Here is a 23,005-nt window from a genome sequence, read left to right on the forward strand (position 1 = left end):
GAATGGGACTGCGTGGCGTGTCAGAGGTTCGCCCGGCAATGAAAGTGCTTCATTATAGCTTGGTGATCTCGCAGGACGGGGTTGAGTTTTGTTTCGGCGCACCCACCAGCATAAGATGGCCCTTGATAGCGGGGCTCCGCGCGGCAGGCGCGGTGATCTGCTGGCGCAATGCCGAAGGGCGCGCCCACAGGCCGGAAAGCGAGGAGGCGAACGGATGCTCAAACAAGCCCTGATAGTGGATGACTCCAGATCGGCGTGCCGGTTTCTCGCCAAGCTGCTGGCGGAACACGGTGTCGGATCCGAGTCGGTGAATTCGGCCGAAGACGCACTGGATCATCTGCGCACGAAGAAGCCCGACGTCATCTTCCTCGATCACAACATGCCCGGGATGGACGGCTTGGAAACCGTCAAGATCATCAAGAGCAACCCCGAAACGGCCACCATCCCGGTGTTGATGTACACCACACAGGAGGGCGAGGTTTATCTGGGGCAGGCACGCGCATTGGGCGCGGTCGATGTGCTCCTCAAAGAGAGCGTGCACGAGCGGTTGGAGGAGTCGCTCGCCAAACTGGGCATGGGCAATGGCCCGGACAGGGAGGCCCTGGAGAGGCGCAGACACGCCTCTGCGGAGACTCCCGATTGGGAGTCCCTGCTCACCCGCATGCAATCGGAGCTGAGCCGTCAGATGTACCTGATCCTTGCGGAGGAGCAGATAGCGCAGAAGAGCCAGATGCGCTGGCTTGCGAGCAATATCAAAGGACATCTCGATTCGACCAGCGACGAGATGGTGCGGCGCCTCGAGGCGAAGCAGGATCTGCAATGGGAGGAGCAGCGCGCACGCGGTAGCGGCAATTTGCGCCTGGTGGCCACGCTGCTGGTGCTGTTGGTTCTGGTGGTATGCGGTGGTGTGTGGTGGCAGCTCCAGAGTCTTGCGGATCTGGAGAGGCACTACACGGCAGGTGCGCAGGCCGGACAACGTCAGATCGAAGAGTTACGCGGGCAGCTGGCGGCATTGACCAGCAATCCCACGGTGGCAACAGCGACGGAACCGGTTATCGCTCCGGCGCGAATGCCAATCCCCGCCCCAGCGCCGTCAACCACGCAGGATAGCGCCGTTTTACAGGGCGAAGGTGGTGTGACGGTGGGGCGTCTGCTGGGGATGGCGCCGGCGAACGGCGGGTATGAAGGATTGAGCGCGTCGGGGTACCTCTTCCGCGTCGGTGCCCGCGGCGAAATCGGCTTCGAGCTGCGGCGACGCTACTTTGCGTCGCCCAACTGTATTGGTGATCCGTTGGTCGATGTGCAACCCGGTCTCGTGTTTCGTGACGCCAACCGACAGCTCTGGTTTACAGATCTCGAGGGGCAGACGATCGAGTTACCGCCCTTGTCCATGATGGATGAGGATGGTGCGTGCCTGCCGGTGGAGGAGGAGGTGACGACATTGCGTGCCTTGCTGGCGAACGAGGCAGCGCTGACCAGGCTCAGCGCCGAGTACGAGCCGGTCAAGCTGGCGCGCCCCTGAGCATGCCTCAGCGTGCGAAGCGGTAGTAGGTGAAATCCAGATAACCGACGATGTCTTCGATCTCGTCACTCCCCCACTGCTGATCAATCTCATCGGACCAACGCACTACTTGCAGCCTGAGCTCCTGGCGCGATTTCGCCCGTGGGCGATCGCGGATATGGACCAAACTTTCGTGGCATTCGTTGCAGTGATTGCGGTAGAGAGCCTCCCCCCGCACCAGGTTGATCTCCTGCGCCTGGGCATTGGGGGCGAGCAACACGAGGGTGCAGAGCAGTGTGCGCCATCGGCGGTATATTGGCATTGCGATTCTCCACGCTTGCGATACGCTACAGCCTACTCAGCTTGACCGGTGGTGACCAGTCGGCGTGTCGGTTCGCTGAGGCGACGCTGCGGCGTCGGAAGCAGGGCAGGTGTGCCAGAAAGTTGCGGCGCGGCCGGACAGTGCGCCCGAACACCGCGGCAAATGTCCGATCAAACAGCGAATTCGATTGATAGGCGGCCAACCAGCAGCGGCACTGATTTGCCTATTCTTTACGGGGTTACTAGGTGATTTCCGGCTGTGCCAAGGTGTCTTACGGCAGATACCGGGCACCAACTAACCTACGGTATTGCAAGCATTTATTATGTTGCTGGGGGCCGCTTGACGCAGATCAAGGAATCAATGGCCCAACAGGTTCATTTTCTCGAATGCAAGGTTTCCATTGGTAGGGCCGCTCGCAGGCGGTCTGGTGGTTCACACACCCAATTTAGGGGGGAGCGATGAAAAAAATGCAATTTGGTATCCCCGCCCTGACACTCGCGATGGGCATGGCAGTCGGCGCCGTTGGCACCAATGCCATGGCCGCGACGGCAGCGCAGCCGACCATGTCAGAGGCGGATTTCGAAGCGTCCAAACTGATTTACTTTCAGCAGTGTGCCGGCTGTCACGGCGTGCTGCGCAAGGGCGCGACCGGCAAGAACCTGGAGCCGAAAGAGACCCTGAAGCTGGGGCAGAAGCGTCTCGAGCGCATCATCTCCTTCGGCACCGAAGGCGGCATGAACAACTTCGACGGCATTCTGAGCAAGAAAGAGGTCGAGGATCTGGCGACCTATATCCAGATCGATCCGCCGATTCCGCCCGAGATGTCGCTGGCCGACATGAAGAAGCGCACCAAGGTTCACGTTGCTCTCAAGGACTATCCGACCAAGCCGCTGCATGGGCGCAATTGGGAAAACTTCTTCGTGGTCATCGAGCGTGATGTGGGCAAGGTGGCGGTCATCGATGGTGACAAGCATGAAGTCATTACCCACATTCCCACCGGGTATGCGGTCCACGTGCTGAAGGCGCTGGAACACAACAAGGTGGTCCATCCGGAGAACCCGAAGGACGTCGGTCGTTTCTGGTACACCATGGGACGTGACGGCAAGCTGACCAAGATCGACCTCTGGCAGACCCCGGACAAGATGTTGGTAGCTGAAACCCAGATAGCCTATGACGCTCGCGACGTGGCGGTGTCGGGTGACGGCAAGTACGTGGTCGGTGGCGGTTATTGGCCGCCGCATTTCGTCATCGTCGACGCCAAGACCATGGACCCGCTGAAAGTGGTCTCGGCACGCGGCGTCAATATTGACGGCCAGTATGTGAACGAGTCCCGTGTGGCCGCCATCTACGACGCTCCGTTGACATCGAGCTGGCTGGTGAACATGAAGGAGCTGGGCCAGACCTGGCAGGTCGACTACTCCGACATCGACAACCTGCGCATCGACAAGATCGACAACGCCAAGTTCCTGCATGACGGCTTCTTCGATCCGACCGGTCGCTACTTCCAGATCGCGGCCAATGCCTCGAACAAGATGGTGGTGATCGATTCCAAGACGCGCAAGCTGGAAGCCATGATCGATACCGACAAACGTCCGCACCCCGGTCCGGGCGCCAACTGGAATGATCCCAATTGCGGTCCGGTGGGGGGGACGCCGCATCTTGGCGTAGGCAAACTCACGGTATGGGGCAACGATCCTGTCAACCACAAAGACAAGGCCTGGAAGATCTGCTACGAAACTCAGACCGATGGCCCTGGCCTGTTTGTCCGCACCCATCCGAAGAGCGACTACGTCTGGGTTGACCAGACACTGCATCCCGAGCCGGAAATCCAGCAGTCGGTCAAGGTTGTGGAAAAGAAGACCGGCAAGGTGGTCAAGACCATTCGTCTGACCACCACCGAGGGTTATGTCGCTGTTCACTTTGAATTCAATGCTGACGGCAGCGAGTTGTGGGCCTCGGTATGGAACCGCAAGGACAGCAAGACCGACAATGGTGAAATCGTGGTGTTCGACGCCAAGACCCTTGAGGAGAAGACGCGGATCAAGGGCCTGTTTGCACCCACCGGTAAGTTCAACGTGTACAACCGCAGTAATCACGTCACCTGATCGGTAGTCAACGTTCAGGATGTGTAAGTAGCAAGGGCGGGCATGGCATACCGTGCCCGCCTTTTTCTACTACAGCTGCGGCGACGCGGAATACAGAACCTAGGGAACCTCTGATTGAGTCTGGTTAGATGAGAGTGTTGTTCGAAAGCGGCGAGTGCAGGTAATGGCCCGCTATTGCCAAGCCTTCCAATACCGAAATCGTCACTTCCGGGCAACAGAATCACTGAACACGATTTAATCAGAGATTCCCTGGCACCTAACGGCAACTGATCATCCGCCTGACGGCAGGCGCAGGGAAACGAGAGCGAACAATGGCAACGAATAGCGGCAAAGGGGGATTCTGGTCACGTAAGATGGTGATGGGCACCAGTGTTGGGGCCGCACTCGTCTTTATGGTTATTGGTGTGATCTTTTGGGGTGGTTTCAATACCGCGCTGGAGGTGACCAACACCATGGAATTCTGTATCTCCTGTCATGAGATGGAAGAAAACGTCTTCCAGGAGTACAAGGGAACGGTTCACTACACCAATCGCAGCGGTGTACAGGCCACCTGCCCCGATTGCCACGTACCGCGCCCGTGGGTGCATAAGGTGGTACGCAAGATCAAAGCCAGCAACGAACTGCTGCACAAGGTGCTCGGTACTATCGACACACCGGAGAAATTCGAGCAAAACCGCTTGAAACTGGCGAAGAATGTCTGGACCGCGATGAAGACCACCGATTCGCGTGAGTGCCGCAACTGCCACAATTTCGCGGGTATGAATCCCGCCAATCAGAAGCGACGCGCCGCCAAGCGCCATCTGTTCGCGATGCAGGAGGGGCTCACCTGTATCGATTGCCACAAGGGTATCGCGCACAAAGACGTGCGCGATCAGCTGACGGATGCGGAAGTGGAGCTGTTTGAAGCCCCGGTGCCCGCTTATGTGCGCAAGGTGCCCGAGGAATGGCTCGCCTTTATGAACGGTGACGGCAACTCGGACCAGGCTGGGGCCAAGCCGATGAAGGTGGCACAGGCCGCAGTTGCCGCGGCACCCGCTGCCAGTAGCGGCGGTAGCGACAGCTCCGGCGTGAACTGGGGTGCTGTCGAGCCGCGCGAGGTGGTGCTCTTCTATCCCGGTCAGACCGGTATGGAGTGGATCTTGAACGGCAGCCAGCATGGCGGTGCCCGCCCCTTCATTAAGGCCGGCGATCGTTGCTTCGATTGCCACGAGGGTGAGCAGGAGATGATGGGCGGCAAGATGGTAGGGGGCGAGAAGGCTGAGGACACGCCTATCCCCGGCAAACGTCCTGGTATCCCGATGCAGGTCCAGGCCGCGCACAACGGCGAGTACCTCTACATGCGCTTCCAGTGGCCTGCGACCGACCATGTGCCGGTTCCCTTCGTCGAAGGTGGCAAGATGGATCCGGACAATCCGACCAAGTTCGCCCTGATGCTCTCCAGCGATGAGGTGGAATTTGCCGATCGTTCGGGTTGCTGGCAGACCTGCCACCAGGATGCGCGCGGTATGACCGATGCCCCCGATGCGGCAGCCATCGCGGGCGGCAAGTCCGATCTGCTGGGCGATGTCAGCAAGGGCATTACCAAGTACCTGCAGGAGAGTCGAACCGAGATCGAGATCAGAGGCCGTGAAGGCAAGCCGCGCGGTGGTTGGGACAAGCTGAAGAGCGCGGACGAGATCAAGGCCGAATTCGATGCCGGGAAGTTCATGGATCTGCTGCGCTTCAGCGCCGGTACGAACAAGGTCGAGGATGGCTATATCCTGGCCAATCGGGTGATGGAGGGTGGTCAGGGCGCCGAGTTCAGCGCCAGCCAGGAAGGGGGCAACTGGGTGGTGGTGATGAAGCGCAAGCTGAAATCCGACCAACCGGGTGATGTCAGCATCGAAGCGGGTAACTACTACAATATCGGCTTTGCGGTGCACGATGATTTCACGGACGGCCGCTTCCACCATGTCTCGCTCGGCTACAAGTTGGCCCTTGACGCTGACGATGCGGAGATCAACGTCTTCAGGCAGTGATCAAAAGGGAGCGGGAGGGGGATATCGGGCGCGCCACTGGCGCGCCCGCGTCTTTGAGGATAATCAAGGATTGCGGTGAGGGTGCTGGTAGACTGACGCCAATCGTTTCTATCTGTTGAAAGTCATGAATCATGAGACTCGTCGCGGTGACAACCCTGATGATAATGATGTTTCTCACCACCTCAGTGCCTGCCGGTGAAGCGGTGGAGCAGGTGGAGATTCGCGACTTCACCTTCATCCCTGCCGAGATTACCGTCAAAATGGGAACTACCGTGCGCTGGATCAACCGTGAAAAAAGGCAGTTCCATAGCGTCTGGTTTGAGGCCGCGGGAGATCCGGAGCCAGCCTATATCTTCCCCGACGAAACGACCGAGCGCAGTTTCGATGAGCCGGGTACCTTCAGCTACCGTTGCGGTCCGCATCCGGAAATGCGCGGCAGTGTTACGGTGATCGAGTAGATCGATGCGACTACAAGGGCTGATCGCTGTGTCGCTCGTTGCCCTGGGGATGGCGATGCCCTTGTGGAATGGCGCCAGGGCCGAGGTCGATGGCAGCCGACAAGCGGAATTGATACACATGCTGCGCCACGAGTGCGGCTCCTGTCACGGGATGACGCTTAAAGGCGGGCTCGGCCCCTCCCTGTTGCCCGAAGCGCTTCATGGCAAACCTGTCGAGTTTCTCGAGCACACCATTCTCAACGGTCGCCATGGGTCAGCGATGCCGCCATGGAATGGAATCGTCGATGTCGAAGAGGCGCGTTGGATAGTGCAGCAACTGCTCAACGGTGAGGTGGCCAAGTGAGGCATCGGGCATGAACTTCGCGACCATTTCACGTTTCGCTTCAATCACGGTGCTGCTTGGCGGACTCGCTGCATCGAGCGGTTGTGCAGCACCGCGAGGGACCGGTGATCTCGGCGTAGTAGTCGAGCGCGCCGTGGGTTCACTGGTGCTGGTGGAGACCACGGGTCGTTCACGACTGGCGCAGATCTCCGGGCTGGGTGACCTCTCCCACGCATCGGTGGTCTACTCGCGTGACGAACGCCACGCCTATGTCTTCGGACGCGATGGCGGTCTCACCAAGGTGGATCTGCTTGCGCGCCGGATCGTCAAGCGCGTGATCCAGTCGGGTAACAGCATCGGTGGCGCCATTTCGCAGGATGGACGCCTGGTAGCGGTCTCCAACTACACGCCGGGCGGCGTCAAGGTGTTCGATGCCGAGACATTGGCGCTGGTCGCCGACATACCGGCGACTTACGGCGACGGCTCCCAGCGTTCCAAGGTGGTCGGGTTGGTCGATGCACCGGGGCAGCGCTTTGTTTTCAGCCTCTTTGAAGGGGGCGAGATCTGGGTGCTCGACATGAGCAACCCGACCAATCCCGCATTGCAAAAATTCACCGCTGTCGGCAAACAGCCCTACGATGCCTTGATCACACCCGATGGTCGGTATTATATGGCGGGGCTTTTCGGCGAGGACGGACTGGCACAGATCGATCTGTGGAACCTTGATCGCGGGGTACAGCGGATTCTTCCCGACTACGGCAAAGGCGAGCAGAAGCTGCCGGTCTACAAGATGCCGCACCTGGAGGGGTGGGCGATCGCGGGTGACTATGCGTTCGTGCCCGGCGTCGGACAGCATCAGGTTTTGGTGATCGACCGCAATACATGGCAAGAGGCTGCGCGCATACCGGTGCATGGCCAGCCGGTTTTCGTCATGGGGCGGCCCGATGGGCGTCAGGTGTGGGTCAACTTTGCGTTCCCGCAGAACGACACCGTGCAGGTGATCGATACCCAGACCCTGAAGCTGATCGAAACGCTCAAGCCCGGTAAGGGTGTGCTGCACATGGAGTTCACGCCGCGCGGGGAACATGTCTGGATGTCGGTACGTGATGAGGATCGCATCGATGTTTACGACACGGCGACTTTTGAGCGCCTGACGACATTGCCGGCCAACAAGCCCAGTGGCATTTTCTTCACTGTGCGGGCTCACAAGATCGGGCTATAAGTGATGGCCGCCGTCCTCCAACCACAGCCCAAAGAGAGCGCGACCGTGGATTTCACCGCACTCGAGCGCCGCTTGCTGGATGAGTTTCAGCAGGAGTTTCCGCTCAGCCCACGCCCCTTCGCCGAGATGGCCGAGCGTTTGGGCGTATCGGAGGCCGAGGTGGTCGAGACGCTGAAATCGCTCAAGGAACGTGGCGCCTTGAGCCGGGTGGGTCCGGTATTCCGGCCCAAGCGTGTGGGCGCCAGCACGCTTGCGGCGATGGCAGTACCTCCCGAGTACCTGGAAGAGGTGGCCGGTCTGGTGAGCGCGCTGCCCGAGGTCAATCACAACTACGAGCGTGAACACCGCTTCAATCTCTGGTTTGTCGTGACGGCGGAAGATGCAGCGCATCTTGAAGCCGTGCTCGACGGTATCGCCGAGGAGACGGGTATTCCCGTGTTGCCGTTGCCAATGGAAGAGGATTTCCATATCGATCTGGGGTTCCGGCTGAAATGGTGAGCCACGTCGATTCCGCCCTGGATGCCACCGATCGCCGGCTGATCGCCGCCATTCAGGGTGGGTTACCCTTGGTGGCCGAGCCCTATCGCGAAATCGGCGATGCCATCGGCATGCCGGAACAGGATGTCATTGCACGCATTTCCGCGCTCCGGGATCGCGGTGTCATCAAGCGCATGGGTGTGGTGGTGCGTCATCACGAACTGGGTTATCACGCCAACGCGATGGTGGTGTGGGATGTGCCGGACGATAAAGTGCAGCCGTTGGGCGAGTGCATTGGTAACTACGAATTCGTTACCCTCTGTTACCGGCGGCGCCGATATCTGCCGGAATGGCCCTACAATCTCTACTGCATGATCCATGGCAGCGACCGGAATGCGGTGCTCGATCATGTCGCGCAGCTGGTCGATGAGTGCCGGCTGGCCGCAACGCCCCACGAAGTGCTTTTCAGCCGCCGACGTTTCAAGCAAAACGGCGCGCGCTATCTACGGGGCTGACGTGGATACGCTGGACCGCCAGATCCTCAACCGGCTGCAGGATGGCTTTCCGATCGTCGAACACCCTTTCGCCGCGGTAGCCGCGGAGCTCGGTGTGGACGAATCAACCTTGATCGAGCGCGTCCGGCAACTGCGCGAGGATGGCACGCTGACGCGCTTCGGTCCGCTCTATCACGCCGAGCGTCTCGGCGGTGGATTGACGCTGGCCGCCATGGAGATAGCGCCCGACGATTTCGAGCGCGTCAACGAGCAGGTCAACGCCTTCCCCGAGGTCGCCCACAACTACGCGCGCGATCACCGCCTGAATATGTGGTTTGTGCTGGCGACCGAGTCACCGCAGCGCATCGATGAAGTCATTTCCGACATCGAGCAGGTCACCGGTTATCGCGTCTACAACATGCCCAAGCAACAGGAGTTCTTCGTGGGGCTGAAGTTTGAGGTTTGATTTGAACTGGTCTCGCGCCAGGACGCAAAGATCGCCAAGAGGAATGAAATGAAGGGAACAGGCAGGCATGTGGACCAAATGCCACCAACCTTTGAAACATCCCGCAGATCTGTCAGCGGTCGGCCACATTGCGCCGCTTCGCGTCTTTGCGTCCTGGCGCGAGACGGTTTTTGAATCTGACGGGATGGCACACCGTGGACGCCACTGACCGCGCAATCATCCTCGCCACCCAGGAGGGTCTGCCCATCGATCCGCAGCCCTATCATCGGGTGGCCGAGGCGGTGGGCATCGCACCCGCCGAGGTAATGGCGCGCATGCAGCGCATGTTGGATGACGGTGTGATACGCCGCATCGGCGCCGTTCCCAACCACTATCGCCTCGGGTATCGCGGCAACGGGATGAGCGTGTGGAACGTGCCCGACGAGCGCGTCGTGGAGATCGGTCGACGTTTGGGCGCGCTCGATTTCGTTAGCCACTGCTACCAGCGACCGCGCCATCCGCCGGAGTGGCCCTACAATCTCTTTATCATGGTTCATGGGCCGGATCGTGCGACGGTAGAGGAAAAGATGGAGCGCATCGCGGCCATGTTGGGCGATGACGACCGTGGTCATGAGATTCTCTACAGCAGCCGCATCCTGAAGAAAACCGGATTGCGGCTGGTATAGAGCGAGGTCTCGCGCAAAGGCGCGAAGACCGCGAAGAGAAAAGATATGGGCGGCTTGAATTGCGCTCGAGGGAGCGCGTGTATGCACGTGGTCTCAACTGACAACAGATCGCTTGGCACTCCTTGGCGCCTTGGCGTCTTAGCGCGAGATTAGGCTTAATGTTCCGTATAACGCACTACATCAATACTCTGCTCGAACCCACGCCGCTGGGTCCACCACGTCAGCCACCCGGACCGGTGGTGATCTGGAATCTGGTGCGCCGCTGCAACCTCACCTGCAAGCACTGTTACTCCATCTCGGCCGACAAGGATTTCCCCGGCGAACTGGACACCGATGAGGTCTATGCGGTGATGGACGACCTCAAGGGTTTTCGCGTTCCGGTGCTGATACTCTCGGGCGGCGAACCCTTGCTGAGGCCCGATATTTTCGAGATCTCGCACCGCGCGAAAGCGATGGGTTTCTACACCGCGCTCTCCACCAACGGGACGCTGATCGACAAATCCAACATCAATGCCATCGCCGCGGTGGGGTATGACTATCTGGGTATCAGTATCGATGGCACGCGCGAAACTCATGATCGATTTCGCCGCAAGAAGGGCGCGTTTGACGCCGCGCTGAGCGGCTTGCGTCTTTGCCGCGAACACGGCATCAAGGTGGGGCTGCGTTTCACGCTCACCAGCGACAACGTCCATGACCTGCCGGCGCTGCTCGATCTGATGCAGCGCGAGAAGATCGACAAGTTCTATCTCTCGCACCTCAACTACGCCGGTCGCGGCAACACGAACCGCCGTGACGATGCCCACCATCGCATGACCCGCGATGCCATGGATCTGCTCTTCGATACCGCACTCGCCGCCCTGGAACGGGGTGAGCATCAGGAGTTCGTCACCGGCAACAACGATGCCGACGGCGTCTATCTGTTGCAGTGGGCGGCGCGACGGTTTCCGCAACAGCTTGAAACGCTGCGCCGGCGGCTGGTGCAGTGGGGCGGCAACGCGACGGGCGTCAACGTCGCCAATATCGACAACGAAGGCAAGGTGCACCCCGATACCATGTGGTGGCACCACACCATCGGCAACGTGCGCGAGCGTCCGTTCTCGAAAATCTGGATGGATCTCAGCGATCCGCTGATGGCGGGACTCAAGCAGCGCCCGCGCCCGGTCACCGGACGCTGCGGCGCCTGTGCTGCACTCGACATCTGCAACGGCAACACACGCACTCGCGCGCATCAGATGACCGGCGATTACTGGGCTGAGGATCCCGGCTGTTATCTCACGGACGAGGAGATCGGTTTGAATGAGGGCACTTTTGTGTCGCGCAAAGACACCAAGGTCGCAAAGGGGTGAATCGGAATGTTTGAGGTACGGACACTACCGAGCACACGTATGACTGTAAGGCTGGGTTTGATCCGTAAGATTCTCTTCGCGGTCTTTGCGTCTTTGCGTCTTTGCGCGAGATTGCAGAGGTTCTAAATGCGTTTACAGTCACTATTTGGAGTTGCCCTGGTCATCTTGAGCGGGTTGCCATCGCTTAGTGCCTTCGCTGCCACGGCAGATGGCGAATCGCTCTATCGCCAACACTGCGGCGAGTGCCACGGATTGGGGCGGCTGGGTGCCATGGGCCCGGCGCTGCTTCCGGAGAATATGGTACGACTGCGCAAACCCGAAGCGGCCAGGACGATCAGGAGCGGGCGCATCGCTACCCAGATGCCACCCTTTGCAGAGAAGCTCAACGACGCCGAGATCGACCAACTGGTGGCCTATATCTACACGCCGCTGTCAGAAACTCCGGTGTGGGGCGAGAGCGAGATCAGATCCAGCCGGCTCATCCATTTTCAGCAGGCGCAGCTCGGCGATACGCCGGTATTCAACGCCGATGTGATGAATCTCTTCATCGCCGTTGAGCTGGGCGATCATCACGCCACGATTCTCGACGGCGACAAGCTGGAACCGATTCACCGTTTCCAGACGCGTCTCAATCTGCACGGCGGCCCCAAGTACTCACCCGACGGGCGGTTTATCTATCTCGCCTCGCGCGACGGTTGGGTGAGCAAATTCGATCTCTACAACCTCAAGGTGGTCGCCGAGATTCGTGCCGGCATCAATACCCGCAATCTCGCCGTATCCGCCGATGGCAGGACCATCATGGTGGCCAACTATCTGCCGCATACCCTGGTGGCGCTGGATACAGAGAATCTGGAGCTTCTCAAAGTGATTCCGGTGGTGGATGAGACGGGCAGGAGTTCGCGGGTCAGCGCGGTCTATACGGCGAAACCGCGCCACAGCTTCGTCGTCGCGCTCAAGGATCTCAAGGAGGTGTGGGAGATCAACTACGAGGCCACACGGCCGATGGGCTTCGGCAAATGGATGCACGATTACCGCGAAGATTCCGGCGAGGGCGATGCGCAGGGGCGGTTTCCGGTGCGCACCATCAAGGTCAACCACTACCTCGATGATTTCTTCTTCGACCAGGACTACATCCTGCTGATCGGAGCTTCACGGGAGGGGAAAAGCGAGGTGGTGGATCTCGATGCCAAACGCGTGATCGCGCAGCCCGAGCTGCCGGGCATGCCGCACCTGGCATCCGGGATCACCTGGGAGCATCAGGGGCGCACCATCATGGCGACACCCAATCTGCGCGAAGCCTCCATCAGCATCATCGACATGAAGAGTTGGGAGCTGATCAAAAAGATCCCCACACACGGACCGGGTTTTTTCATGCGCAGCCACGAAAACACACCCTACGCCTGGGTTGATGTCTTTTTCGGCGAGCATCGCGACGAGGTCCATGTGATCGACAAACGTACGCTCGAAATCGTCAAGACGCTGAAACCGGCGCCCGGCAAAACGGCGGCCCATGTGGAATTTACCAAAGATGGCCGCTACGCGCTGCTCAGCATCTGGGACAACGAGGGTGCGATTGTGGTTTATGACGCGGCTAGCTTCGAGGAGGTCAAACGTCTGCCCATGGTCAAACCCTCGGGCAAGTACAACGTCTGGAACAAGACCAGGCTCTCCGCAGGCACTTCACATTAGCAGCGCCTCGTTCAGGCGCCAAAGCTGATCAGTTTGCAAACATCGGGGATGTGAATGGTGCGGGCCCGTACGGTGACGAGACCCTCGTCCTGCAGGTGGTGCAGGACGCGTGAAAAGGTCTCGGGAGTCAGGTTGAGGCGCGAAGCGATCAGCGCCTTACTCGCCGACAATTCCAGGGTATAAGCGCCATGATCCTTGTCGCCGCCGATCTCATCGCGCAGCAGGTAACCGATCACGCGCTGCATGGAGGAGTGGAGAGTGATGTCCTCCACATCGTGCACGATGCGGTGCAGGCGCATCGCCAATCCCGAGAGCATAGCCAGGGCGAACTGCGGATCGGCCTCGACCTCGCGGAAAACCGCATCGCGGGGGATGAATATCAAGCGGCTCTCGCGCGTGGCTTGCGCATAGACCGGGGTGGGACGGCGCAGAAACATCACCGCCTCCGCGAAGCTCATGCCACTGGGGATGATTTCCAGAACCTTCTCGTTGCCGTCCTCGGTCAGGAAGGCGAGCTTGATCTGACCTTCAATCACGAAATAGAAGCCGTTGCTGGGGTCGCCTTTGTTGAACAGTATCGCGCCACGCTTGACGGTCAATTCACGGGATTCCGCAGCAATCACCGTAAGGTGACTGTCGGCGACTTCCTGGAAGAGGGGAACGGCGGCTAAGGCAGTTTTGACCGATTGGGTACTCATGTTGGATAATCAGTGCCCCTAACTTGTATCTTAAATACTTCTTTGCGATGCCTGATCAACAGTAGGGGGTTGATCCTGATCAAGGACGTTTCGGCGGCGCCACGCAATAGTACAAGGGCCGATTAATACTTGCCAATAAGGCGGCACCGTCCTGCGGGGATAAAAGGAGGGATACGACAGGCTGTATTGCCACCCGCATTGGGCGCCATGGTGTCGGTTATCGCAAGTATTAACATGCACTTACTCACTTGGAGGATAGGTCGTTGAGTCAAATCAGTCAGTACATGACGCAGGATCACCGTGCCTGCGACGAGCGGTTCGCAAGCGCCGAAGAGGCCGTCAGCACTCAGGATTGGGAGAGTGCCGCGGTCCAGTTCGAGGGCTTCCAGCAGGCGATGGAGCGTCATCTGGGGATGGAGGAGGAGACCCTGTTTCCCGAGTTCGAACAGGCCACCGGAAACACCATGGGTCCGACGCAGATGATGCGCATGGAGCACGAGCAGATGCGCGATCTGATCCGCCAATTGGCAGCCGCGCTGCATGCGCAGGACGTCGATACCTATCTGGGAGTTTCCGAAACGCTGCTGATCATGATGCAGCAGCACAACGTCAAAGAGGAGCAGATCCTCTATCCAATGACCGATCAGGCTCTGGGGGGAACCGATGTGCTGGATCGTATGCAGCAACGCTAGATCGGTGCGGCCATGGTAGATGCTGAACGAGAAGCCAGGGAGCGGTTTCTCGATGTCAGCGAGTTGGAGCCGTGCGAGCCGATGGAGCGCGCGCTTGAAGCGGTGCGCGATCTCCAGGCGGGCGAGTACATACGCATGATCCATCGCCAGGAGCCGCATCTGCTATATCCCATGCTCGAGCGGCTGGGGATGGCTTGGTATACGCGGGAAGGTATGCCCATCGAAGTTCTGATCTATCGCGCAGACGACGAGATCGCCCGGCGGGCGGTGATGGCTATCGCTGCTCGCGATGGCTGAAGCGATACTCGTCCATGTACAACGCTGATCTGGCCTTTGACAAGGCGCCACCGCTCGATACCCCGTTTAGGTTTTTCCTGACGGCACCGCTGTTCGGCATGGCCGCTGCGCTGTTGCTGCTATGGGCAGGGCCGGATGCCCTGGCCACACGCTGGTCGCCGACGTTGTTGGCACTCACGCATCTCATCACGCTGGGGGTGTTGGTGATGGTGATGGTGGGTGCGGTAATCCAGATGGTGGCGGTGATAGCGGGGTCACCCGCTGCCCGGCCGCGGCTGCTGGGGGGGATCGTCCACGGTGCGTTGATTATCGGCGTCGCTGGTCTGGGAATTGGTCTGCTGGGTCTGGGCAGCGGCTGGATGCTGGTGGCCGTGATCTTTCTGGGTCTGGGAATCACCGGTTTCGTGGTTATCGCCCTGCAGACGCTGCTGCGCGCACCGCGCGCTCACGACACGGTGCTGGGTATGGAACTCGCCGTGATCGCCCTGGCACTGACGCTTGGCCTGGGGTTGGTCCTGGCTTTCGGGCACGCCCTTGAGGATGTGCCGCTGTATCGATTCCCGCTCACCGATGCGCACCTGGGATGGGGTATCGCCGGTTGGATCGGCCTGCTGCTGGTCGGTGTCTCCTTCCAGGTGGTGCCCATGTTTCAGATCACACCCAATTATCCTGACTGGATGCGCCGCTGGCTGATCAAGGTGATTTTTGCCGGGCTGCTGACCTGGAGTGTGGGTGATCTGCTGGCCTTCTGGTGGAACCCCGGCTGGGTGTGGGTGGGGCGAATCGGTGGTGTCGTACTGTTGGGTGCTTTCGCTGTCTTTGCCATCGTCACCTTGCGTCTGCAGTCACAACGCCGCCGGCGTCTGGCTGATGTCACTACCGATTTCTGGCGCGTGGGGATGGTGTGCGCGGTACTCTCCGGGCTGGTCTGGCTGGTGGCGCAACTGGTCCCGCAGTTTGCCCACTACCGCGGCTATCCGTTGCTGCTGGGTAGTCTGCTGCTCGGCGGGTTTGCGCTCTCGGTGGTCAATGGGATGCTGTACAAGATCGTGCCGTTTCTGGTCTGGTTCCATCTGCAGAATGAGATGCTGAGCGCCACTAATGTCACCCTGGTGCGGGTACCGAATATGAAGCAGATCGTGCCCGATCTATGGGCACGGCGGCAGCTGCGGGTTCATCAGGTCGCGATGGTGCTGTTGCTGGGGGCGATCGTCTATCCGGTGTTTCTGACTCATCTGTCCGCCGTCGCTTTTTTCATCTCCTTCGCACTGTTGCTCTGGAACATAGTGGGTGCCTCGTTTACCTACCGTAAACACCACCTTCGTATGACCAGACCAGCGGTGGCACCGCCTGTTGAAACCACCTCTCCTTCGGCACATCGCTGATCACCCTTCGTATACAATGGCGTGATTCTTGACGCGTTGCCGGCGGGTAACGCCTGCGCAGGGTTTGGCATGGGCTGGTGGGGGAAACTGCTCGGAGGGGCATTCGGCTATCTGATCGGCGGGCCGTTGGGCGCGATACTGGGCGCTGCGCTCGGGCACGGCTTCGATAAAAGCCTGCGTGATTTTCGCGGGAACGGCTGGCGCCTGGGTGATCAACAGCGTGTCCAGACCGCCTTCTTTACCGCCACCTTCTCGGTGATGGGACATATCTGCAAGGCTGACGGCCGGGTGAGCGAAGACGAGATCATCGCCGCCCGCTCGGTGATGTCGAAGATGGAGTTGAACCCCGATCTCAAACTCACCGCCATGCGCCTTTTCACCGAGGGCAAGAAACCAGGTTTTCCACTGGATGCGGCCCTGGAGCAGTTCCGCCGCGAATGTCATCGTCGCCATACGCTGCTGCGCCTGTTTGTGGAGATCCAACTCCAGGCGGCGCTCGCCGATGGCGAACTGGCTCACGAGGAGCGGGCTCTGCTCCTGCATATCTGTGACCGCCTGGGCATCTCCCGCGCCGAGTTCGCTCAATTGGAGGGGATGGCGGGTGCGGAACGCCACTACAATCGCAACGGCGACCGGCCGGCCAGCATTGCCGATGCCTACGCACTGCTGGGCGTCACGCCGCAGAACGGTGAGGCGGAGATCAAAAAGGCCTATCGTCGCCTGCTCAATCAGCACCACCCCGACAAGCTGGTGGCCAAGGGCTTGCCCGAGGAGATGATGAAGCTTGCGGCGCAGAAGACGCACGAGATCAAGAGTGCCTACGAACAGATAAAAGCGGCCCGCGGTTTCCGCTGACTTTTGCAACACTTGCCGGATACTGCCGGGCGGGCGCCATACTCCAATCTGCAACCTTTTGTTATTCCAGGGTATTTACCGGGTTCCGGAGTGTGCAGTTTGCAGGGCAGTCTCCAACAACAAACAGGTAGTACGTCGCTTGGCTGAGATGGACAGTGGGGTTGCCTGATAGCAGCACCCGGCCGTCGAGAGTGACGTTTCGCGCTGGTCGATGGGCGCGCGGGGTATTTATCGAGCTGATGCCCCGGAGTGGCCAGCAGCCCGCGCCGCCGCGTTCAGAGTACCACCCGGTCTTCCCTATCGAGCCCTGCCCAGGCAACGAAGAGGCGCTGGACTTTGGCCTCGCCTCCAATACCGAGCGTCGCCGGGCGCTGGCGGAGGCCCGCGACAGTGCCGATCTGACCGTCAGCGCAGCGCTGCGTCGGGTTCAGGGACAGGGAGCGGTTGTCGATTGAGGGCAGGCGCGGGATCGGCAACCCGCTGCGCCAGGCGCGGCTTCATCACGCTACCTTTTTCCGTGCATCGCCAAGCACAGGGGCGTTCGCTATAATCGCGCGCCCACTTCACCGTCCCGTGCCTCATGCACTCACCCCTGAATCTGTTTGCCGTCGCCCCCCGCGGCGTTGCCGATCTTCTGGTCGCCGAGCTGCAGAAGCTGGGCGCGACAGAATGCCGTGACGCGGGGGCCGGCGTCGTGTTTCGCGGTGACATCACGGTGGCCTACCGCGCCTGCCTGTGGTCGCGGTTTGCCTCGCGTATTCTTTTGCAGCTGGCGCAGTTCGAAGCGCAGGATGCCGATGCGCTCTATGCCGGCGCGCATGCCATCGCCTGGGAGTCGCACCTGAATTCGACGGCAACACTGGCGGTCCATGCGACCCAGCAACACGGCGCACTGACCCATACTCAGTTCATCGCGCAACGCATCAAGGACGCGGTTGTCGATCGCCTGCGCGAGCGCACGGGTGTGCGGCCCGATGTGCGCCTCGAGCGCCCTGATCTGTCGCTGCACGTGCATTTCAAGCGGTCGCAGGTCACCGTCAGTATCGATCTCGCCGGTGAGGGTCTGCATCGGCGCGGCTATCGCACGGAGGGCGGCGGCGCACCGCTGAAAGAGAATCTGGCGGCCGCCATCCTGGCCCGCGCCGGCTGGCCTGCGCTGGCGACGCAGGGCGGCGCGCTGGTCGATCCCCTGTGTGGGTCCGGGACGCTGCTCATCGAAGCGGCATTGATGGCAGGGGATCGCGCACCGGGTTTAGGGCGCGACTTTTTCGGTTTTCTCGGTTGGCTGCAGCACGACGATGCATTGTGGAAGGGGTTGCGCGCCGCGGCGCAGCAGCGTTGGGAGGCAGGCCGTCGGCGCATTCCCCGACTCTACGGTTTCGATAGTGACGGCGCTGCTGTGGCGATGGCGCAGGCCAATGCGCAGCGTGCCGGGGTGGGCGAATACATCGCTGTCACACGCCGGGATCTGGCCGAACTGACCCGGCCCGCGCAGATTACCGCTACCGGCTTGGTGGTCACCAACCCGCCCTACGGCGAAAGAATGGGTGAGCAGGAGACGTTGGGCGCGCTCTATCGCCAACTCGGTCAACGACTGCGCGATCAGTTCAGCGGTTGGCGCGCGGCCGTTTTCACCGGTAATCCCGAGCTGGGCAAACACATGGGGATCAAGGCGCGGCGTATCAATAAACTGTTCAATGGCGCGCTGGAGTGTCAGTTGCTGCATTTCGAGATCGAACCGCGCTGGTACGTCGATCGCCCACCGCCGGGGACCGTTCCGAGCGCAGCGGAGGGCAACCCGGATTCCCCCGGTGCGCGCATGTTCGCCAATCGCCTGACCAAGAACCGCAAGGCACTGTCGCGTTGGGCGCGCGATAACGGGGTGAACTGCTACCGGCTCTACGATGCCGATATGCCCGAGTACAACCTGGCGGTCGATCTCTACCAGGGCGAACGGGGTCGCTGGGTGCACGTGCAGGAGTATGAGGCGCCGGAGTCGGTGCCGGAGCGCAAGGCGCAGGCACGCCTCGCCGAGGCGTTGTCCGTGTTGCCCGCTGTCCTGGAGGTGACCCCCGAAGCGGTACACCTCAAAGTGCGTCGTCGCCAGCGCGGCAAGGCGCAGTATGAGAAACAGGCCGCGCAACGGGAATTTCACACCGTCATCGAGGGCGGGCTGCGCTTCTCCGTCAACTTCACCGACTATCTCGATACCGGCCTGTTTCTCGATCACCGTCCGACCCGCGCGCTGCTGCGCAAACTCGCCCAGGGGCGGCGTTTCCTCAATCTCTTCTGCTATACAGGCACCGCGACCGTCTACGCGGCGGCCGGAGGTGCCAGGAGCACCACCAGCGTGGACCTGTCACGCACCTATCTGGATTGGGCCAGGCGCAACCTCTCCCTCAACGGCATGACGGGGGACCAACACAGCCTGATCCAGGCCGACTGCCGGGAGTGGCTGATCGCGCAGGCGGGCGAATCCGGGCAGCGCTACGGGTTGATCTTTCTCGATCCTCCCACTTTCTCCACCTCCAAGCGCATGGAGGGGACGTTCGATACCCAGCGCGATCATGCGGAGCTGATCCGCAACGCCGTGAGCCTGTTGGAACCCGGCGGCGTGCTGCTCTTCTCCACCAACTTCCGGCGTTTCAAACTCGATGAGTCGGCGCTGGGTAATCTCAGCATCGAGGAGATCAGCCGCCAGACGCTGCCCAGGGATTTCGCTCGCAATCCGCGCATTCACCGTTGCTGGAAGATGAGCCGCGCCTGATCCGCTCGAAAAGTTGCGTTAGAATGTCGCGCCCTTGTTGGAGCTGCGAAAGCCGCGAATCTTGATTGAGTTGTTCTAACGCAAAGGCGCCAAGACGCATAGAACGCCAAGGAGAAACGAACTTTTTTAATCGAATGATCTGTTCTTCGCGACCTTGGCGTTGAAGAAATTCAATACACCCATTCGCGGCTTTCGCCGCTTCGCTCGCAGGGGATTCTGAGATAGGTTCTAGTTATGTCCGTCGCCGCGTACAAAGAGAAACTGGAGTTCAATAAACTGGCCAAACGTCTGCGCCGCAACGTCGGCAAGGCGATCCAGGAGTTCAATATGATCGAGGCCGGCGATCGGGTGATGGTGTGCCTCTCCGGTGGCAAGGACTCCTATGCAATGCTCGACATCCTGCTCGGCCTGCGCCGCAGCGCGCCGGTGGACTTCGAGCTGATAGCGGTCAATCTCGATCAGAAGCAACCCGGTTTTCCGGAACAGGTGCTGCCGCACTATCTGGAATCGATCGGTGTGCCCTACCACATCATCGAACAGGATACCTACAGTGTGGTGCAGGAGATCATCCCGGCGGGCAAGACCACCTGCAGCCTCTGCTCGCGTCTGCGCCGCGGCGTGCTCTACACCTTCGCCCGCGAGCACAATATGACCAAGATCGCGCTCGGTCATCACCGCGACGACATCGTCGAGACCCTGTTCCTCAACCTTTTCTTCGGCGGCAAGCTGAAGGCGATGCCGCCCAAGCTGCAAAGCGAGGGCGATGGCCACATCGTCATTCGACCGCTGGCCTATTGTCGCGAGACCGATATTGAAGCCTACGCCGAGGCGCAGGCGTTTCCGCTCATCCCCTGCAACCTGTGCGGATCGCAGGATAACCTGCAGCGTCAGGTGGTCAAGGAGATGCTGCGCGAATGGGAGAAACGCTTCCCCGGACGCGTGGAGACCATCTTCGCCGCGCTGCAGAACGTGGTGCCGTCACACCTGGCCGACACGTCGCTGTTCGATTTCGCCGGTCTCGGGCGGAAGGATCAGGCACTGGAGGGTATCGATTGGCTAATGGGCGGACGGGGCGAGTAATTCAAAGACGGCCTCGCGCCAGGATGCGAATCAAAATTCCTGGCGCACTTGGCATCTTTGCGTGGGAATCTTTTCTCAGTTAACGCAGCCACCGCCCGCTGCCGGCCACCGCCACCGTAATCAGTCCCAGGATCAGATTGGTCAGCACCAGCTGGCGGATACGGTTCAGCGCCGCGGCGCCGTCGGGCCAGCGCTGGTCGCTCACCGCCCGGCGCAGTTCCGGGTAGGGCCCGAAGAAGAGAAACAGATAGATGGCGATCATCAGCAGGCCCGTGGCCTGCATGGTGTGGGTCGACCAACTCACGTTTTCCATACCGCCGAATCCGGCAAAGACCATCCAGTAGCCGGTGACGGGCAGCAGCACTACCGCCAGCCACACCCAGCGGAAGAACCGGGCAAAGACCTGACTCCAGAGCGTCAGGCGCAGCGGCGGTTCGAGCTGCGCGGCGGCCACCGGGCGCAGGCAGAGGTAGGCGAAGAACATGCCGCCGACCCAGACGGTGGCGGCGAGCAGGTGCAGTGACAGGGCGATACCCATGGGGTGCGGGCTTTCTGCGTTAGCGAAGAGGTGAGTTGCGCAGGACTTGTACCTGCATCCAGCCGCGTACACGTTGCACCAGCGCGTGGTCGAGGCCGGTGAAATCGTGGTCGGCCCCCTCCACGGTCTGCTGGCGGTAAACGCGGTTCGCATCACCTGCGGCGGCCAGGCGTTCAGCCGCTTGCCGGGTTGCCTTGTTCAGATCGCGGCTGCCGTATAGATCGTAGACCGGGGTTGTGAAGTTCGCCAGTGCGGTTGCCGCGCTGAGGTTGCCCTCCGCATCGTCGGGATCGTACCAGCCAAGGGCGACCAGGCCGGCGACGGGCGCCTGAGGTTGGGAGGCCAGATAGGCGGCGGCCAGCGTTGCGCCACGACCGTGCCCGATTACTACGATCCGCGTGGCTTTTTGCTGCTGCAGGTAGGCGAGGGCCGCCCCGATGCGGCGCAGATCCGCGTCGGTCTGACCATTCGGGGCCGCCGGGGAGAGCGTGATCGCCAGGGTCGTCCAGCCGAACTCGGGTAGGTTTGCGCGCAGTACGCCGGTGGCATCGCGGCGATCGGGATGGCTCTCCTGGTCCGGGATGAGCAGGATAGCGCCCGCCGCTTTGGCGCCGCGTTGCGGGGTGAGGATTGCAGCAAAGGGGCTGTCGGCGCCGGCTATTTCCACCCATTGCCCCTGCTCCAGCGCCAGTGGCGCTGTATCGGCGGCCGGTGCCGCCGGCGAGTTCAGGACCAGAATCAGCGTTAGCGGAGTCAATCGTTTCAGCACGGTGCCCCATGAAACCCTTTATGTTCAGATAAGAAATTATAAGCCAGCTTGGAACATCGAGACGCTACAATGCGGGTCAGACTGCCTGAACGCTGCCAAAGGTGTTAGCCATGAACGATTTCTGGATCGCCCCTTCCATCCTGTCCGCGGACTTCGCGCGCCTGGGCGAAGAGGTCAACAACGTGCTGGCCGCTGGGGCGGATGTGGTCCACTTCGATGTGATGGACAACCACTACGTGCCCAATCTCACCATCGGACCGCTGGTCTGCAAGGCGCTGCGCAACCATGGTGTGACAGCGGATATCGACGTGCATCTGATGGTCAAGCCGGTTGATCGCATCATCCCCGATTTCGCCGACGCGGGTGCCAGCTGGATCACCTTCCACCCGGAGGGGAGCGAACACATCGATCGCAGTCTGCAACTGATTCACGACTGCGGCTGCAAAGCGGGCCTGGTGTTCAATCCCGCAACGCCGCTCGATTGCCTGCGCTGGGTGCTGGACAAGGTCGATATGGTGCTGCTGATGTCGGTCAATCCCGGCTTCGGTGGTCAGAAGTTCATTCCCGCCACCCTGGACAAGCTGCGTGAGGCGCGTCAGATCATCGATGCGAGCGGGCGTGATATTCGCCTGGAGATCGATGGTGGCGTGAAAGTGGACAATATCGCCGAGATCGCCGCGGCAGGTGCCGACACCTTCGTCGCCGGCTCCGCCATCTTCAACACACCCGATTACAAGGCCACTGTGGATGCGATGCGCCGTGAATTGGCGGCGGTGCGCAACGCCGCCTGAGCGACGATCGGGTGGTCGTCCGTGCGGGTGGGTGATCACGGCATGTGA

At 60.6% G+C, this 23,005-nt stretch carries 24 protein-coding genes; 20 read left to right on the forward strand and 4 right to left on the reverse strand.

The genetic code is table 11. The annotated features are described in order from the left end of the window. Nucleotides 1–115: 115 nt before the first annotated feature. The gene (locus tag DWQ09_04480) at nucleotides 116–1,522 is read left to right on the forward strand and encodes a response regulator (GenBank protein ID KAA3629507.1); all 1,407 of its coding nucleotides are present in this window, start codon (nucleotides 116–118) and stop codon (nucleotides 1,520–1,522) included. A 7-nt stretch (nucleotides 1,523–1,529) separates the two neighbouring features. Here DWQ09_04480 and DWQ09_04485 read toward each other — a convergent pair whose 3' ends face one another. Further along, a complete protein-coding gene (locus DWQ09_04485; GenBank protein ID KAA3629508.1) occupies nucleotides 1,530–1,823 on the reverse strand; it encodes a cytochrome C in 294 nt (97 codons plus the stop codon). Nucleotides 1,824–2,281: 458 nt separating this feature from the next. Between DWQ09_04485 and DWQ09_04490 the strand changes: the two genes are divergently transcribed. The 11 genes from DWQ09_04490 to DWQ09_04540 all read left to right on the forward strand — a co-directional run bounded on the left by DWQ09_04490 (nucleotide 2,282) and on the right by DWQ09_04540 (nucleotide 13,085). Next, nucleotides 2,282–3,928, forward strand: coding sequence for a nitrite reductase (locus DWQ09_04490; GenBank protein KAA3629509.1), 1,647 nt, complete (start codon nucleotides 2,282–2,284; stop codon nucleotides 3,926–3,928). Nucleotides 3,929–4,239: 311 nt separating this feature from the next. After that, nucleotides 4,240–5,946 (forward strand): cytochrome C552, encoded by a 1,707-nt coding sequence (locus DWQ09_04495; protein KAA3629510.1) that lies wholly within the window; start codon nucleotides 4,240–4,242, stop codon nucleotides 5,944–5,946. Between the two features lie 131 nt (nucleotides 5,947–6,077). Next, nucleotides 6,078–6,404 carry a plastocyanin gene (locus DWQ09_04500; protein KAA3629511.1) on the forward strand — a complete coding sequence of 109 codons (327 nt, stop codon included), beginning with the start codon at nucleotides 6,078–6,080 and terminating at the stop codon, nucleotides 6,402–6,404. A 49-nt stretch (nucleotides 6,405–6,453) separates the two neighbouring features. After that, nucleotides 6,454–6,747: a cytochrome c gene (locus DWQ09_04505; protein ID KAA3629852.1), complete on the forward strand. Its 294-nt coding sequence runs from the start codon at nucleotides 6,454–6,456 to the stop codon at nucleotides 6,745–6,747. Between the two features lie 10 nt (nucleotides 6,748–6,757). Further along, nucleotides 6,758–7,948, forward strand: a complete 1,191-nt coding sequence (locus DWQ09_04510) for a protein nirF (GenBank protein ID KAA3629512.1) — start codon at nucleotides 6,758–6,760, stop codon at nucleotides 7,946–7,948. 3 nt (nucleotides 7,949–7,951) lie between these two features. Next, the gene (locus DWQ09_04515; protein KAA3629513.1) at nucleotides 7,952–8,446 is read left to right on the forward strand and encodes an Lrp/AsnC family transcriptional regulator; all 495 of its coding nucleotides are present in this window, start codon (nucleotides 7,952–7,954) and stop codon (nucleotides 8,444–8,446) included. Next, nucleotides 8,440–8,940, forward strand: coding sequence for an Lrp/AsnC family transcriptional regulator (locus DWQ09_04520; GenBank protein KAA3629514.1), 501 nt, complete (start codon nucleotides 8,440–8,442; stop codon nucleotides 8,938–8,940). Before DWQ09_04515 ends, DWQ09_04520 begins: the two co-directional genes overlap by 7 nt. Beyond that, nucleotides 8,852–9,385 carry an Lrp/AsnC family transcriptional regulator gene (locus DWQ09_04525; GenBank protein ID KAA3629515.1) on the forward strand — a complete coding sequence of 178 codons (534 nt, stop codon included), beginning with the start codon at nucleotides 8,852–8,854 and terminating at the stop codon, nucleotides 9,383–9,385. The genes DWQ09_04520 and DWQ09_04525 overlap by 89 nt, the downstream gene beginning before the upstream one ends. Nucleotides 9,386–9,555: 170 nt before the next feature. Next, nucleotides 9,556–10,050, forward strand: a complete 495-nt coding sequence (locus tag DWQ09_04530; protein KAA3629516.1) for an Lrp/AsnC family transcriptional regulator — start codon at nucleotides 9,556–9,558, stop codon at nucleotides 10,048–10,050. Nucleotides 10,051–10,208: 158 nt separating this feature from the next. After that, the gene (gene nirJ, locus DWQ09_04535; protein ID KAA3629517.1) at nucleotides 10,209–11,396 is read left to right on the forward strand and encodes a heme d1 biosynthesis radical SAM protein NirJ; all 1,188 of its coding nucleotides are present in this window, start codon (nucleotides 10,209–10,211) and stop codon (nucleotides 11,394–11,396) included. Between the two features lie 126 nt (nucleotides 11,397–11,522). Further along, nucleotides 11,523–13,085, forward strand: coding sequence for a cytochrome C oxidase Cbb3 (locus DWQ09_04540; GenBank protein ID KAA3629518.1), 1,563 nt, complete (start codon nucleotides 11,523–11,525; stop codon nucleotides 13,083–13,085). Nucleotides 13,086–13,096: 11 nt separating this feature from the next. Here DWQ09_04540 and DWQ09_04545 read toward each other — a convergent pair whose 3' ends face one another. After that, complete coding sequence (locus tag DWQ09_04545) at nucleotides 13,097–13,783, reverse strand: Crp/Fnr family transcriptional regulator (GenBank protein KAA3629519.1); 687 nt, start codon at nucleotides 13,781–13,783, stop codon at nucleotides 13,097–13,099. Between the two features lie 263 nt (nucleotides 13,784–14,046). Here DWQ09_04545 and DWQ09_04550 point away from each other — a divergent pair, with 263 nt between their 5' ends. The 7 genes from DWQ09_04550 (at nucleotide 14,047) to DWQ09_04580 (ending at nucleotide 20,859) form a co-directional block, all read left to right on the forward strand. Beyond that, the gene (locus tag DWQ09_04550; GenBank protein ID KAA3629520.1) at nucleotides 14,047–14,475 is read left to right on the forward strand and encodes a hemerythrin domain-containing protein; all 429 of its coding nucleotides are present in this window, start codon (nucleotides 14,047–14,049) and stop codon (nucleotides 14,473–14,475) included. A gap of 12 nt (nucleotides 14,476–14,487) precedes the next feature. Continuing rightward, a complete protein-coding gene (locus tag DWQ09_04555) occupies nucleotides 14,488–14,772 on the forward strand; it encodes a DUF2249 domain-containing protein (protein KAA3629521.1) in 285 nt (94 codons plus the stop codon). Between the two features lie 14 nt (nucleotides 14,773–14,786). After that, on the forward strand, nucleotides 14,787–16,157 hold the full coding sequence (locus DWQ09_04560) for a hypothetical protein (protein ID KAA3629522.1): 1,371 nt from the start codon (nucleotides 14,787–14,789) through the stop codon (nucleotides 16,155–16,157). 69 nt (nucleotides 16,158–16,226) lie between these two features. Beyond that, nucleotides 16,227–17,012 (forward strand): co-chaperone DjlA, encoded by a 786-nt coding sequence (locus DWQ09_04565; protein KAA3629523.1) that lies wholly within the window; start codon nucleotides 16,227–16,229, stop codon nucleotides 17,010–17,012. 191 nt (nucleotides 17,013–17,203) lie between these two features. After that, nucleotides 17,204–17,467 (forward strand): hypothetical protein, encoded by a 264-nt coding sequence (locus DWQ09_04570; protein KAA3629524.1) that lies wholly within the window; start codon nucleotides 17,204–17,206, stop codon nucleotides 17,465–17,467. 125 nt (nucleotides 17,468–17,592) lie between these two features. Beyond that, nucleotides 17,593–19,779, forward strand: coding sequence for a bifunctional 23S rRNA (guanine(2069)-N(7))-methyltransferase RlmK/23S rRNA (guanine(2445)-N(2))-methyltransferase RlmL (locus DWQ09_04575; protein KAA3629525.1), 2,187 nt, complete (start codon nucleotides 17,593–17,595; stop codon nucleotides 19,777–19,779). A gap of 234 nt (nucleotides 19,780–20,013) precedes the next feature. Continuing rightward, a complete protein-coding gene (locus tag DWQ09_04580; protein ID KAA3629526.1) occupies nucleotides 20,014–20,859 on the forward strand; it encodes a tRNA 2-thiocytidine(32) synthetase TtcA in 846 nt (281 codons plus the stop codon). A 79-nt stretch (nucleotides 20,860–20,938) separates the two neighbouring features. On the opposite strand, the gene DWQ09_04585 is transcribed toward DWQ09_04580, so the two are convergent. Together DWQ09_04585 and DWQ09_04590 are read right to left on the reverse strand one after the other, a co-directional pair. After that, nucleotides 20,939–21,397 carry a hypothetical protein gene (locus DWQ09_04585; GenBank protein ID KAA3629527.1) on the reverse strand — a complete coding sequence of 153 codons (459 nt, stop codon included), beginning with the start codon at nucleotides 21,395–21,397 and terminating at the stop codon, nucleotides 20,939–20,941. Nucleotides 21,398–21,416: 19 nt separating this feature from the next. Then, on the reverse strand, nucleotides 21,417–22,166 hold the full coding sequence (locus DWQ09_04590) for a DUF3530 family protein (protein KAA3629528.1): 750 nt from the start codon (nucleotides 22,164–22,166) through the stop codon (nucleotides 21,417–21,419). Between the two features lie 110 nt (nucleotides 22,167–22,276). Here DWQ09_04590 and DWQ09_04595 point away from each other — a divergent pair, with 110 nt between their 5' ends. After that, a complete protein-coding gene (locus DWQ09_04595) occupies nucleotides 22,277–22,957 on the forward strand; it encodes a ribulose-phosphate 3-epimerase (GenBank protein ID KAA3629529.1) in 681 nt (226 codons plus the stop codon). The last annotated feature ends 48 nt before the right edge of the window (nucleotides 22,958–23,005 follow it).

The organism is Pseudomonadota bacterium (assembly GCA_008501635.1).
GTDB lineage: Bacteria > Pseudomonadota > Gammaproteobacteria > QQUJ01 > QQUJ01 > QQUJ01.

Excerpts from the sequence above, each read along its gene's own strand:
- DWQ09_04595 (KAA3629529.1), top strand. The coding sequence starts at position 22,277 with ATGAACGATTTCTGGATCGCCCCTTCCATCCTGTCCGCGGACTTCGCG.
- DWQ09_04525 (KAA3629515.1), top strand. The coding sequence starts at position 8,852 with ATGAGTGCCGGCTGGCCGCAACGCCCCACGAAGTGCTTTTCAGCCGCC.
- DWQ09_04545 (KAA3629519.1), bottom strand. The coding sequence starts at position 13,783 with ATGAGTACCCAATCGGTCAAAACTGCCTTAGCCGCCGTTCCCCTCTTC.
- DWQ09_04555 (KAA3629521.1), top strand. The coding sequence starts at position 14,488 with ATGGTAGATGCTGAACGAGAAGCCAGGGAGCGGTTTCTCGATGTCAGC.
- DWQ09_04515 (KAA3629513.1), top strand. The coding sequence starts at position 7,952 with ATGGCCGCCGTCCTCCAACCACAGCCCAAAGAGAGCGCGACCGTGGAT.
- DWQ09_04495 (KAA3629510.1), top strand. The coding sequence starts at position 4,240 with ATGGCAACGAATAGCGGCAAAGGGGGATTCTGGTCACGTAAGATGGTG.
- DWQ09_04500 (KAA3629511.1), top strand. The coding sequence starts at position 6,078 with ATGAGACTCGTCGCGGTGACAACCCTGATGATAATGATGTTTCTCACC.
- DWQ09_04480 (KAA3629507.1), top strand. The coding sequence starts at position 116 with ATGGCCCTTGATAGCGGGGCTCCGCGCGGCAGGCGCGGTGATCTGCTG.
- DWQ09_04540 (KAA3629518.1), top strand. The coding sequence starts at position 11,523 with ATGCGTTTACAGTCACTATTTGGAGTTGCCCTGGTCATCTTGAGCGGG.
- DWQ09_04580 (KAA3629526.1), top strand. The coding sequence starts at position 20,014 with ATGTCCGTCGCCGCGTACAAAGAGAAACTGGAGTTCAATAAACTGGCC.
- DWQ09_04490 (KAA3629509.1), top strand. The coding sequence starts at position 2,282 with ATGAAAAAAATGCAATTTGGTATCCCCGCCCTGACACTCGCGATGGGC.
- DWQ09_04565 (KAA3629523.1), top strand. The coding sequence starts at position 16,227 with ATGGGCTGGTGGGGGAAACTGCTCGGAGGGGCATTCGGCTATCTGATC.
- DWQ09_04560 (KAA3629522.1), top strand. The coding sequence starts at position 14,787 with ATGTACAACGCTGATCTGGCCTTTGACAAGGCGCCACCGCTCGATACC.
- DWQ09_04505 (KAA3629852.1), top strand. The coding sequence starts at position 6,454 with ATGGCGATGCCCTTGTGGAATGGCGCCAGGGCCGAGGTCGATGGCAGC.
- DWQ09_04510 (KAA3629512.1), top strand. The coding sequence starts at position 6,758 with ATGAACTTCGCGACCATTTCACGTTTCGCTTCAATCACGGTGCTGCTT.
- nirJ (KAA3629517.1), top strand. The coding sequence starts at position 10,209 with ATGTTCCGTATAACGCACTACATCAATACTCTGCTCGAACCCACGCCG.
- DWQ09_04520 (KAA3629514.1), top strand. The coding sequence starts at position 8,440 with ATGGTGAGCCACGTCGATTCCGCCCTGGATGCCACCGATCGCCGGCTG.
- DWQ09_04485 (KAA3629508.1), bottom strand. The coding sequence starts at position 1,823 with ATGCCAATATACCGCCGATGGCGCACACTGCTCTGCACCCTCGTGTTG.
- DWQ09_04575 (KAA3629525.1), top strand. The coding sequence starts at position 17,593 with ATGCACTCACCCCTGAATCTGTTTGCCGTCGCCCCCCGCGGCGTTGCC.
- DWQ09_04585 (KAA3629527.1), bottom strand. The coding sequence starts at position 21,397 with ATGGGTATCGCCCTGTCACTGCACCTGCTCGCCGCCACCGTCTGGGTC.